We start from the raw sequence: 12220 nt of genomic DNA, 5'->3' as shown, positions 1-12220 counted from the left end.
TACGAGAAGCAGGAATGGAGCCTAAACTATGATCCAATGAGGTGTAGATGTGAACCTGGCGATTACTGCACGTTGAAAGGCAGAACTCTTTCTGAAAAAAGCGGGAATATCTACTACGATATAAAGGTATCTACCATTCGAAAAGACGATACCTTTTTTGCTGGTGAACCTGTAGTGACGATCACAAGGGGAAAAAAATTTCTGCAGAGCAAGGTTTCGGTCGATATCTGTGAGGAAATTGCAAAAAGAAACCGGGAGGATATTTTTAGAAAAGAATGGTTCAATGGCTATTCTATGCAGGCGTTGTATGATCCAGATTTGAAGGTGGAAATTCTGAATGTTAGGGTCGCAGCACGCTTGATTTGCGATAAAGTACAGGATCTTCAAGATGAGAAAGCAGGAATAAATGTTAGCTATGAAGCAGACTTTGCGAAAGCGAATAAGAAGTGGAAACAGAAACGAAAAGAGAAACGCCTGGAGCAGACAAAAAGAAAGATTGTGAAAAAGGGCTGGGAGTCTCTGAATGATACAGAACAAAGATTTATGAAGAAGAGACTTTCTGTCGAACAGATTGAAGCTTTGCAACAGGAGTGGGTTACGGCAAATGCGCATAAGGATGAGGCTGAGCAGCTAACCCTAAATTTATATAATAACTTCAGAAAGGACGAATTCGAATTAAATGGAAAAACAAAAGTTAAAAAAAATGAAAATATTGGAAGCAACAGATGAAATGGTACAAGTGGCAGAAAACGATGTCCCGATTATTGGAAATATGCCCTATGAAAAAATGACATACCCGGTTGGCATGCTTATACGCGCGGAAGAGGAAGAAAACATTGTAAAGATTGGATTTTTCTTTACAGAAATTTTAGCAGCAGGTGGAAGACGCCCTTTGTATACGTTGTTCATTGATAAGAAAAAAGATTGTTTCATAGGGTACGATTATCGGCTAAAGAGCTGGACAAATAAAATGCTGGATAAAATCGAATACCCAAATGGGGTAAAGAAACATCATGCATGGTGCGACTTAAAAAGCCTGGAAATAATCCGGAAAACAGTAGAAGAAAACTGTAAGGAAAATGAAATATATGATAGTATTTGGGAATTTGAAGAGCAGGTGCGGAGAAGAACAAGAATACAAAAAAATCGGAAGATTACGCGGGAATGGGACAAGGTGATGAACTGTGTAAAAGAAACACCAAAAGACTGGGATAAATGGATGAAAAAGGTAGGGATCACAGAAAACTATATTTTTTATCAATACTCCAAAAAGAAAAAGGCAGATACTGGTTACTGTACGTGGTGTGAAAGAAATGTCCCTATAAAAGATCCGAAATATAATAAGAAGGGCATATGCCCTAACTGCAGTCATAAAATTCAATACAAACCAATTGGAAGACAGAGAACGGTGATGACGGAAACGGAAAGCGCATACCTGTTACAAACCTGTGGTGATGGCTTGATTGTGCGTGAATTCAGAGCATATGTGAAGTATGATATGATTGCTTACACAAAGCCAATATATATCTGGTGGGAGCAACGCAGATTTGTTTATGACGAGGACCTTAATGAAAAGGAGTTTTATTGGGGATACTGTCACAAGACGGAAGAGCGAAGATGGATTCAGGGAGAATTACGTACAGGCAATCTATATTATCGACAATATGAGCCACGCTATTGGGGACGTATTTATAAAAAGTCTCTTTATGGAATTCATAATGAACAATTTAAGAGAAGCGGATTTTATGAATTGGCTAAGAAAAGTGAAAAAGTAGAGCCGGTAACTTATTTTAAAAAACTAAAAGAATATCCCTATTGGGAACAGCTGGCTAAGGCAGGCCTGAATCATTTGGTAAATGAAATGATAATAACAGATCAATCTGTTTATTTTAAAGAATCCAATTCTTTAAGCCATGCGCTGGGTATTGATAAGTTTCGGTTAAATCGACTTCGAGATAATAAGGGGGGAATTGTATTCCTTCAATGGCTGGTTTTTGAAAAGGGATTGGGAAAGATGATCAGAGATGATGTGATTGCCTGGTTCTCAAAATACAAGATTGATCCAACAGAGTTATTGTTCATACTGGATCGAATGAATCCGGAGCAGATTAGAAATTATTTGAAAAAGCAGGCGAGCCAAAGTGAAAAAACGCCAAGAGATCTTCTGGGTACATGGAAGGATTATCTTGATATGGCTGAAGAACTTGACCTGAATATAAAGGATTCCATTGTATATCGGGTACGAAAGCTGGAACTGCGGCATAATGAAGTGATCCAAATGCTGAGAGATAAAGAAATGGATTTGAAAGCAGATGAGGTCGTGGAAAAGTTTCCTACAATAGAAGCGGTTTGCGAAAGTCTGAAAAAATATGAATATAAAGATCAAAAGTATCAGATTGTAGCACCGCGAAATGTAAAAGATATTTTGGCAGAGGGAAATGAACTAAAGCATTGCATTACTGGAAAGGAAACTTATTTTGACCGTATGGCAAAACAGGAATCCTATCTTTTGTTTCTACGAAAAACAGATACTCCAGAGAAACCCTATTATACATTGGAAGTGGAACCTGATGGAACAGTACGCCAGAAGCGTACTTATTTTGACCGTCAAAATCCTGACATTGAGGAAGCAAAAAAATTTTTGGTGAAGTGGCAGAAGCAGCTTACACGTAAGCTCAATAAAGAAGATAAGATTCTTTCGCTAAAGAGCCGGGATCTTCGGAAAAAAGAAATCGAAGATTTGCGGAAAAAGAAAGTAAAAGTGAATGGATTTGGATTCACTGGAAAGTTGCTTGCGGATATCCTGGAAGAGGATTTGATGGAGAACGCCGCATAAAATGGTAAACAAAAGAGAGAAAGGATAAAGATACTATGGCCTATATAATGTTTGACGACAACCAGGTTGTTATCACTGGTAAGATTGCAATGGATTTTACATTTAGTCATAAGATTTGTGGAGAATGCTTTTATAAGGCGGAGCTTCAGGTTAAGCGCCTCAGCGATTCTGTAGATACAATTCCGGTGTTGATATCGGAACAAATTGCAGATATTACGAAGAGCCGCGTTGGTGAATTTGCGGAAATTTATGGGGAATTTCATTCACATAATCTACGTGAAGAAAACCATACTCGATTAGAGCTTTATGTATTTGCCAGGGAAGTGAAATTTGTAGAGGTAAATGACTCTAAGACGGATTACACAAATCGAATTCTTCTGGAAGGTACAATCTGTAAACCTACAGTTTACCGAAAAACCCCTCTGAAAAAAGAAATTACGGATCTGCTTCTGGCTGTGAACCGGTCTTTTGGAAAATCAGATTACATACCCTGCATTTGTTGGGGGAGTACCGCCCGCTATGCGGCTGATCTTAAGGTGGGAACCCGTGTGATGGTCTGGGGCAGAATCCAAAGCCGGGAGTACAAAAAACGGATCGAGGAAAATGAAACTCAGAAGCGAATTGCATATGAGGTTTCAATAAATACGCTGGAGGTAGCGTAAATGTTGAGTTTATAACTTTTTATGATAATTAAGCGATAATAATAAAACTTTAATGCTACATATTTGAAACTGTGATGAAATTGACACATAGTTTCATGGATGATATTATAAAAATGGTATTTGGCAGCAGACGCTGCATAAACTCTTATTCCGATTTGGTTCGGGATGGATGGAAATAACGGTAGTGTGTGCAATTGCACCCAAAAATCACGAAAACGTTGATTTTTGGGTGCTTTTTTGATTTGGGAGGTGATTATTATGTCTGAGAAATATTTGTTGACGATTGATGAGGCTGCTGAATATTTCAACATTGGTAAAAACAAACTGCGCGATATGATAAAAGAACCTTGCTGCAATTTTGTGCTTTTCAATGGTAAGAAAGCGCTTATCAAAAAAAACAGACTGGAATCATATTTAGATGAAACTGTTTATTTATGATTGCAGGAAACGGAGGTGTGTGATAAGATTAGTGCTATAAAAAATAACATTTACGCACCTCTAGTTAATAAGAGGTGAAAGAATGGGAAAAAATTTAAAAGGAAAGGAATTGGGAAAAGGCATTACACAAAGAAAAAACGGGGTGTATCATGGAAGGTATGTAGACCGTTTCGGCGACAGAAGATCCGTCTATGGTACAACGGTGAAAGAAGTAAAAGCTAAGCTGGCAGAGGCGGAACTAAACGAACAAAAGCTGTCAAATATTGTTGATGAAAAAATAACATTGGATGAGTGGTACGAAAAATGGATGCGGGTTTATAAAGAACCTGTTGTCCGTCTCAGCACAAAAACTACATACAATTCAATGTATAAAAGGTTGATTTCACCAGTTCTTGGAAAAACTCGTTTAGTAAATATCACCAAATTGATGATTACAGATTTGGTGAATAATATGTCAAAAAAAGGATATCAGTATGAGTCTTTGAACAAAGTAAAGGTTCTTCTTATTGATATGCTTAATAGAGCAATGGAAGATCAGTTCCTTATCCGTAATCCAGCAAAAGGTGTAAGATTGCCAAAGAATAAGCCACAGAATGAGATTAAGGCGCTCAGCAAAGAGGATCAGACAGACTTTTTTGAATGTGCCGCCGGTACATTCTATAATAATATGTTTGTAGTTGCTGTAAATACTGGTTTACGTCCAGGAGAATTGTATGCGCTTACGGAAGATGATATTGATTGGAAAAATAATGTTATTCATGTGAAGCGTACGTTGTTGTATCAGAAACTGGAGGGTGATGAGTGTAAGACGTTCCATCTGGGACCACCAAAGACAGAAACAAGTATAAGGACAGTTCCAATTAATTCATATTGCCGTAAAGCATTAGAAAAACAGATTATTCAGCATAAAATTGTAATGGCGAAAACTTGTAGGAAGAATTTGGAATTTCCTGATTTCCTGTTTACTACGAAGCTCGGGACTCCATTAAATGCACAATTATATTGCGATGCAATTGAAAGAATCGTGCAGGAAGTGAATCTGATGAGGGATCCGTTGGATTTGATGGAAACTTTTTCAGGACACTGCTTCAGACATACATTTGCTACTAGATGTTTTGAAGCTGGAATTGTACCAAAAACAGTGCAAGCCTATCTTGGCCATGCTTCTCTTCAGATGACAATGGATTTATATACTGCGGTTATGGAGCATAAAAAAGTGAATGATATGCAACTTCTTGAAGATTCAATTGATCTCCCGGATCCGGCAGCTGAGATAAATTTAGCTAGTAATGAAAAAGTTATTAAATTTTGTGGGTGATACCGTGGGGTAAAAATGGGGTAGTACAGAAAAATGATATGGCGTAGAGCCTTGGAATCCCTTGATTTTACTGGATTTATTGTAACCAGATGGGTGCAAATAAATGTAATTATTACGTATATCAGAGCACCCCATACGACCTCTACGGAACACCTGATTTTTCCAGTATTTCCAAGGGTTGAGAGAGTGGTGTATTTCACGTAAATTATTATAATTTCAAGCTATTTATTACGAAAATGGAGTAAAAATGGAGTACTAGAGCGTGTTTGAAAAAGGCTTTCTGCAAGATGTGCGTCACAATTTGTGGGAGATTTTGCCCGGATGAGGGCGGGGCTGTCTATTTCCCGACAGCCCCTTTTTCAAAACTGACATAACTATTCCGTCAAAAGAAAAAACTTTACATCCAGTCGATATTGTGCTATAATTTTTTAGTCGAAGTGGTTGTATATGAGGTTGCTGTTTAAATGTTAGACAGTAACTAATGATAATGCAGCTTTCGAATTTATGCACCTGTAGCTCAGTGGATAGAGCAGTGGTTTCCGGTACCATGTGCGGGGGTTCGATTCCCTTCAGGTGTATTGCCTGGAACGATCGGGCGTTCCGGTGCGTTGTATTAAGGAGGACAAGAACTTGGATAATTTCAGAGAATGGTTATCAGATAACCTTCGCTATTTTATGCTTGGCGGAGCGATTCTGTTAATCGTGGTTGTCCTGTTTTTCGGTATCCGTGCATTTATGGGAAGCGGGAAGGGCGATTCCAGCAAGGATACAACCGATGAGCAGGTAACAGCAGACAACGACCAGGGAAATGTTCCTTCTTCTCCGGCAAATGATGGGGAGACTGACGGGAAGAAAGACGCCAATCCCATGGAAAAAGCTAATGAAGAGATTACTTCATTGATCAAGAGCTATTACACAGCTCTGGGGGATAAAGATATTACCACATTGCGTACTTTGGTAGATAATCTTGCACCGGCAGACGAGTCTAAGATTACCAATGCCAAGTACATTGAAGGGTATGAAGCTGGTGATATCTACACGAAAAAGGGGCTTGATGACGATTCCTATGTAGTATATTCCTGTTTTTACTACATCTGTCAGGGGATTGATACAAAGGTACCTGCGCTTGCTGAGTTCTATGTGGTAAAGGACACAGACGGGAACTGGAAGATTGACGGCGCTGCTCACGATGACAGCGACGAGATAACGAAATATGAAGTTTCTTTGCGTCAGGATGACGACGTGAAGGAGCTGAAGGCCAAGGTACAGAAGCAGTATGAGGATGCACAGACTGCAGATCCTGCACTTGCTGCTTTCCTTGATGGTCTTGGTGAGGATGTCACAGGATCTGCAGAGACAGCCGATGGAACTACGCTGGTAGTGACAGAGGATTGTAATGTCCGTGCAGCAGCCAGCAGTGATGCAGAAGTGATTGGTGGATTGTCCGCTGGGACAGAAGTAGTCAAGAAAGGTGAGAGCGGAGACTGGATCCAGATTGACTATGAAGGCTCTGAGGCGTATGTTCACAGCAGCCTTCTGGAAGAGAAAACTGAATAAGTATAAAAGAGGAATTGTCATGATGGCAGTTCCTTTTTTTGCGTGTTTGAAAAAATATATAGAAAAAACCAGAGTATAGTTGCTGATTTCCTGAAAACGATACTCTGGTTTTTATGTAGTGCTATATTATGATACCAGTGTCAAAAGGTCAAAAAGCCGTTCGTGCTTGCACGATAAGGCGTTTGAACTTGGGACACGCCAAATCAAAACGATCCATAAGCGGTTCCGTTTTCCAATGTAATTCCCTTTGCAGCAGCCAGCTCGCTTACTGTTACCAGCTGATAGCCCTCCTGCAGCAGCTGCGGAATAAAAATTTCAGCAGCATCCACAGATTCTTTGAAAATATCATGCATTAAAATAATCTGTCCATCACTGGCGTTGTCCATTACATTCTGTACTGTGGAATCTGCATTCTGTGTTTCCCAGTCCAGAGTATCCACAGACCACAAAATCAGAGGCCTTGCTGCAGTCTCTGCTACGGTGTCATTGTAAGAACCATAAGGGGGGCGCACAACAGTGGCAATGTGCCCTGTGAGATCCTGGATCAGCTGATCTGTGCGGGAAAGCTGACTTGCAGCATTATCGGCGGAAAGCGTGGTGAGATCCGGGTGATCATAAGAGTGGTTTCCAATCTCGCATCCAAGCTCCTCCATACGCTTTACAGGTTCCTGAAAATATTCCACTTCCTGACCTGCCAGGAAAAAAGTAGCTTTTACATTGTTTGCTTCCAGACAATCCAAAAGACGGTCTGTAAAATCACTGGGTCCATCATCAAAGGTGAGGGCAATCATCCCCTTTGGCTCCGGAGAGACAGTCGGTTCCGAAGTAACGGAGGCTTCCGGTACAGGGGAGACTTCTGATGCTGCAGAAGAGGCTTCAGAAGTCTCATCGACTTCGGAAGAAGCTTTCCTGGAATCTTCATTTCGATCAGAAGAAATATCAGCTTCTGCAGCCGGTGTGGAAGCACCTGTCGCAGAAGCTGTGAGATTGTCAGCATTCGAAGAATCTGATGTAGTATTCATGTAGAATACAAGATCCTGATTGGAACTATCATCTGGCGTCGTCGGTTCACCCTGTTGTGCACCGTCAGCGCCAAAGTGATAAATTTCGCCGTCTATTGTCACGTCACCAGTCTGAAGAACTCCATCTGCATTGAGGTAGTAGCGCTTGCCATCAAGCTCAAGCCATCCGGTCTGCATAACGCCTTTGTCATTGAAGTAATAGCGGTGTCCGTCTGTATCTGTGAGCCAGCCTTTATAACCTTCTCCGTTTACCAGAAAATACCAGTTGCTGTCAACTGGTGTCCACGCCCCTTGGGAAGCTTCCGGAGAGACCTCAAAAGAAGTGTCTGAACCTGAAAGGGTATCAGGTGCCGGGGTATCTGCAGCAGGCGCTTCGGTGGGAATGACATCCTCCGGTGTGTTCTCCTCTCCTGCATCGGTATTTTCAGCTGCCGCACCATCAGATTGAATCTGGGAATCATCTGTATTTCCAGCTACGAACATGTCTGGGGTCTGGGTATCTGTAATGGGTGAGTGCGAAGCGGAAGACTGGGTAAAAGAAACTCCGCATGCAAGACACATAAGAACAGCAGCTATAGCCAGCCCTTTATTCGTCCGTGGTTTATGGCCAGGCATATAATTCCTCCTTTATGTAACGATTTCATGATGCCAGTGTATTTCATTACTGTTCGCTGGCAGCATTTCATTTTTTGGATCATGTTACGGTTCACTTTGTGACCAGCAACACACTTTGCAATGTACAGAAATCATGGGTCTGCATGATTTTCAGCTGTACAGTAACCTAATAATACAATATATGACGAAAAAAAACAAGACCGGCTTACACGCAGGATATAATTGTGCAATTTAACGATATATTGGAAAATATTTTACAGAAAATCAGAAAATGTTTATTTGAAATTTGACAGAGATTCTGCTATATTAAGTTGTGATAACGATGATTTGAAAAGCAGATACAAAAGCTTTTTACAGTTTATTGTTTTTTATCTGTTACAATGGATAAGAACAGGAAAGAAGAGGAAGCGGTTGCGTAAAAAATCCCATATACTGGTAGCCAGATATCTGGCAGACCAGATGCCTGCCACTAAGAGTCTGCAGTCCCACAGAAAGGCGTTCTGCCTTGGAAGCATTCTTCCGGATATTAAGCCATCTTTTCTTACAAAGAAGCATGAATATTTCGGCACCTTCGAAGAAATCCAGGGTAAGATGAAAGCTCTTATTGACAATGATCCCAAAGAAAGCAAGGAGCGCGTTTACTGGCGCAGGTTTGGCGAAGTGATGCATTATATGGCAGATTATTTTACTTTTCCCCATAATAAGAACTTTACCGGGAATCTGTACGAGCATAATAAATACGAGAAGCATCTTAAGAACCATCTGAAGCGCTACATAGAGAGTGGGGCAGCAGATCGTATGGTCATTCTTCCAGTGAATTTCGGAAGCTTCAGGGAACTGGTGGAGTATATTGGAAATGCCCATGAAAGATATCTTCTTAAGGAGCGTAATATTGCAGAGGATGTTCAGTATATTCTCAGAATCTGTTCACAGGTTATTCATGGAATCCTGCAGCTGGCTGCGAAGCAGTTTGGCAGAGAGGATATTCTGATTCCGGCTGCATGCTGATAATGGGAAGAGCCAGTGCCGGGAGATCACAGCAGCTTGTCTGTGAGTACCGGGACTGGTATTTTTTTGTACAGCAGAAAAAATGAATTATTCGCTGCTGCGATAAAAACGGTATTTAGCAAGTGGGAAACGCTTTCACTTAAATCTGTACAGAAATTGTGAAGAAAAATGAAAAATCACGAAAATACGTCTGTATATTTTGAGGATAGTTGATTTAGAAGGGTTAGTATGCTACAATAATGCATGTTAATACTTAATGCGAACTGTCTTTAAGGTAAGAATGCATACCTTTATATAGGGGAGTAAAGGGATGTTCATGAATAGAAGGGAGCATCTTTTGAATATGAAAAATAAATATCTGACAAAATGTTTATGTATTACTATGGCAGCTGCGATATCCTTTACAGGAACGGCCAGTGTTTTTGCCTCAGAAGAGACAGCCTTGTCAGAAACAGAAACAGCTGCCCGGGAAGCGGCAGCAGAGCCGATTTCATCAGAGCAGGCATCGGCAGAGACGCCTTCCGCACCTCCGGAGACAACGTCAGAGCCGGCACAGGTACCAGCAGAGTCTGTACAGACGCCATCAGAGCCCACAGAAACACCAGCTGAGCCTACACAGATCCCATCAGAGCCTACTACACCAGATCATATACCTACAGAGACACCGGCTCCAAGTGAAACACCAGATCATACACCTACAGTGACACCGGCTCCAAGTGTGACGCCAGATCATACACCTGAGTTGACACCAGAACCAAGTGCGACACCAGAACCAAGCGTGACACCAGAAGCTAGTGCAACGCCGGACGATACCCCCACAGTGACACCAGAGCCTAGTGCTGCACCTGAGGTGACCCCCACTGTGACTCCTGGACTTTCAGCAGAGAGCCAGCAGAAGGTAAGTGCCCTGATCAAAGACATTGATAAAACCTTCAAGCAGGAATTAGATAAGAAAAAGAAGAAAAAAGTCAAAGCCCTGAGAAAGACCTATAACAGCTTTTCAGACCAGGAGAAGGCTGCTGTTACTAATTACAAGCTTCTTATCGATATGGAGAAGACGATCAGCCAGCTGTCCGGGGCAGCAGACGATAAAGATGCAGATAAGATTGACAGCACCACAACGCAGGCACTTAATGGAACCCCAGTCTACTATGCATCTAATCTTCATGCAGGCAAGGAATTTTATCTGAACAGCCTGCAGGAGAACTATCAGCTGTCATTTTCTGATGATTTTGCAGATGTTATGGAGCAGATTGAGACAGAGTATAAAGCTGCCAATCAACTGACAGATGTATCTGATTCCGAAGGTGGTGTTACCACATCCGCAGATACCCTTCTTGTACGCAACTGGCAGGATATACTTGCCATATATGTCTATGAGAAGAGCCTTGATGGTGCCACTTCTTTTACGCTGGATTCTTCCTGTAAGGATGATCTGGCAGCTATTTTTGCCAGGATGAATCCTGTTGTGAAGGACGAAAGTAATTCTAACAGAGTTACATATGGAAATTACCATATTAACCATTACATTAAAGAGAATAAGATCCCCAAGGATGAGAGGGGGATTTTGAAGAAATATCTTGAAACAGACTGCAAGCTTCTTTGTGCAACCGTTACAGCAGCCAAGGGCTTTGTAAGACAGAGTGTTGGCGATGACGTTTCAGAAGAGCGTGTAAACGTAATTGCAGCTGCTTATTCACTGGTTGGTAAGGTAGGGTATTTCTGGGGCGGCAAGTCTACTGTGATCGGAATGGATCCAAGCTGGGGCGCAGTACAGCAGGTAAGCGCAGAGGGAAGTCAGAGTACCGGTACTTTACGTGCTTATGGCCTTGACTGCAGCGGTTTTGTTACCTGGGCAGTGATCAATGGCTATGAGAATCAGGCTATGATCGCAGCTGTAGGAAGCGGTACCTCAGACCAGTGGGGCAGAGCGAACGTGGTAAGTGAGGCGGATGCCCAGCCAGGTGACCTGGTTTTTCAGAGAGGACCAGAAGCAGGAAGTGCCAACCATGTTGGTATTATCTGTGGAAAAACTGACGCAGGAGACTGGATCGTCGTACATTGTTCTTCCAGCAAGAATGGTGTTACAGTAGGAGAGGCTTATAGTGCAAGCTTTCGTTACATCCGTCAGCCATCCTTCTATCCGAACGCACAGCAGGTAGAGGAAATGAGACAGAGTGGTAAAACTATAGCCAATACCCAGTATATCACAGGAATTGACGTATCCAATAACCTTCAGGATCTGATCAAGGCGAACCTTGTTACAACAGGAGATATGGATACGGTTACCATAGATGCTTCCGGAGACGGAACTGTTTCACCGGGAAGCCTCTATGTCGCAAACAGCCTTCAGGAACTGTTTGATGCAGGACAGCATGTAAGTGTATTTAGTCAGGTGACATACGGAGATGCCGCAGAGATGGAAGCTGGCAGTAATGAGGCAGCAGGTACTGCGGGAGTTAATAAAGCCCAGACAGTAGATTTTTCCAGAATTATGGTTACCAATTCTCTTCAGGAGCTGTTGGCGGCGACAATTGGAATTCAGTGACGCAAAAGTGCTTCCACACCCGGATTCGGGCAGGAAGCACTTTTCATTTGTATAGACTGAGTGAACAGATTACAGAATTGATTTTCAGACAGGCTCCGGGAGGCTGTGACTGGCATATGCTGCTGCAAGAAAATGGAATTACTGTTCACTCTGTTCACAAAAAACACCTTGCGGAATGTCACCAGTGAACAATAATAAAATGGAGTCACAGAGTAT

The 12220-nt window shown here is 41.8% G+C and carries 10 protein-coding genes, 1 tRNA gene and 1 pseudogene; 10 read left to right on the top strand and 2 right to left on the bottom strand.

Features of this window, described 5'->3' with window-relative positions:
* The 5 genes and pseudogenes from PGQ38_RS11715 to PGQ38_RS11695 all read left to right on the top strand — a co-directional run.
* Positions 1-729, top strand: a pseudogene (locus PGQ38_RS11715) (hypothetical protein); the annotation flags it as partial.
* Entirely contained in the window at positions 680-2836 is a 2157-nt protein-coding gene (locus PGQ38_RS11710) for a PcfJ domain-containing protein (protein ID WP_195700448.1), read from the top strand. The pseudogene PGQ38_RS11715 and the gene PGQ38_RS11710, both read left to right, overlap by 50 nt.
* Positions 2837-2871: 35 nt before the next feature.
* Positions 2872-3498, top strand: coding sequence for a single-stranded DNA-binding protein (locus PGQ38_RS11705; protein WP_195992199.1), 627 nt, complete (start codon positions 2872-2874; stop codon positions 3496-3498).
* A 258-nt stretch (positions 3499-3756) separates the two neighbouring features.
* The gene (locus tag PGQ38_RS11700; RefSeq protein ID WP_118581334.1) at positions 3757-3936 is read left to right on the top strand and encodes an excisionase; all 180 of its coding nucleotides are present in this window, start codon (positions 3757-3759) and stop codon (positions 3934-3936) included.
* Positions 3937-4018: 82 nt separating this feature from the next.
* Positions 4019-5254: a tyrosine-type recombinase/integrase gene (locus PGQ38_RS11695; RefSeq protein ID WP_118581337.1), complete on the top strand. Its 1236-nt coding sequence runs from the start codon at positions 4019-4021 to the stop codon at positions 5252-5254.
* A 221-nt stretch (positions 5255-5475) separates the two neighbouring features.
* Here the strand turns inward: PGQ38_RS11695 and PGQ38_RS20025 are convergent, their stop codons facing one another.
* Positions 5476-5577, bottom strand: coding sequence for a DUF6783 domain-containing protein (locus PGQ38_RS20025; protein WP_308768411.1), 102 nt, complete (start codon positions 5575-5577; stop codon positions 5476-5478).
* Here PGQ38_RS20025 and PGQ38_RS20710 point away from each other — a divergent pair.
* The 3 genes from PGQ38_RS20710 to PGQ38_RS11685 all read left to right on the top strand — a co-directional run bounded on the left by PGQ38_RS20710 (position 5542) and on the right by PGQ38_RS11685 (position 6811).
* Positions 5542-5628 carry a DUF6783 domain-containing protein gene (locus tag PGQ38_RS20710; protein ID WP_408611523.1) on the top strand — a complete coding sequence of 29 codons (87 nt, stop codon included), beginning with the start codon at positions 5542-5544 and terminating at the stop codon, positions 5626-5628. The genes PGQ38_RS20025 and PGQ38_RS20710 overlap by 36 nt on opposite strands.
* A 132-nt stretch (positions 5629-5760) precedes the next feature.
* Positions 5761-5832: transfer RNA gene (locus PGQ38_RS11690), tRNA-Arg, on the top strand.
* 52 nt (positions 5833-5884) lie between these two features.
* On the top strand, positions 5885-6811 hold the full coding sequence (locus PGQ38_RS11685; RefSeq protein ID WP_243284085.1) for an SH3 domain-containing protein: 927 nt from the start codon (positions 5885-5887) through the stop codon (positions 6809-6811).
* A 203-nt stretch (positions 6812-7014) separates the two neighbouring features.
* On the opposite strand, the gene PGQ38_RS11680 is transcribed toward PGQ38_RS11685, so the two are convergent.
* Positions 7015-8448 carry a polysaccharide deacetylase family protein gene (locus PGQ38_RS11680; RefSeq protein ID WP_195992196.1) on the bottom strand — a complete coding sequence of 478 codons (1434 nt, stop codon included), beginning with the start codon at positions 8446-8448 and terminating at the stop codon, positions 7015-7017.
* Positions 8449-8859: 411 nt separating this feature from the next.
* Between PGQ38_RS11680 and PGQ38_RS11675 the strand changes: the two genes are divergently transcribed.
* Entirely contained in the window at positions 8860-9456 is a 597-nt protein-coding gene (locus PGQ38_RS11675; protein WP_118581340.1) for a zinc dependent phospholipase C family protein, read from the top strand.
* 343 nt (positions 9457-9799) lie between these two features.
* Positions 9800-12004 (top strand): C40 family peptidase, encoded by a 2205-nt coding sequence (locus tag PGQ38_RS11670; protein WP_270431846.1) that lies wholly within the window; start codon positions 9800-9802, stop codon positions 12002-12004.
* Positions 12005-12220 lie beyond the last annotated feature (216 nt).

It is taken from the genome of Blautia faecis, assembly GCF_027662325.1.
GTDB lineage: Bacteria > Bacillota > Clostridia > Lachnospirales > Lachnospiraceae > Blautia_A > Blautia_A faecis.
This window is presented reverse-complemented; position numbering and strand designations above follow the sequence as displayed.

Excerpts from the sequence above, each read along its gene's own strand:
- PGQ38_RS11710 (WP_195700448.1), top strand. The coding sequence starts at position 680 with ATGGAAAAACAAAAGTTAAAAAAAATGAAAATATTGGAAGCAACAGAT.
- PGQ38_RS11705 (WP_195992199.1), top strand. The coding sequence starts at position 2,872 with ATGGCCTATATAATGTTTGACGACAACCAGGTTGTTATCACTGGTAAG.
- PGQ38_RS11670 (WP_270431846.1), top strand. The coding sequence starts at position 9,800 with ATGAAAAATAAATATCTGACAAAATGTTTATGTATTACTATGGCAGCT.
- PGQ38_RS11695 (WP_118581337.1), top strand. The coding sequence starts at position 4,019 with ATGGGAAAAAATTTAAAAGGAAAGGAATTGGGAAAAGGCATTACACAA.
- PGQ38_RS11680 (WP_195992196.1), bottom strand. The coding sequence starts at position 8,448 with ATGCCTGGCCATAAACCACGGACGAATAAAGGGCTGGCTATAGCTGCT.
- PGQ38_RS20710 (WP_408611523.1), top strand. The coding sequence starts at position 5,542 with ATGTGCGTCACAATTTGTGGGAGATTTTGCCCGGATGAGGGCGGGGCT.
- PGQ38_RS11700 (WP_118581334.1), top strand. The coding sequence starts at position 3,757 with ATGTCTGAGAAATATTTGTTGACGATTGATGAGGCTGCTGAATATTTC.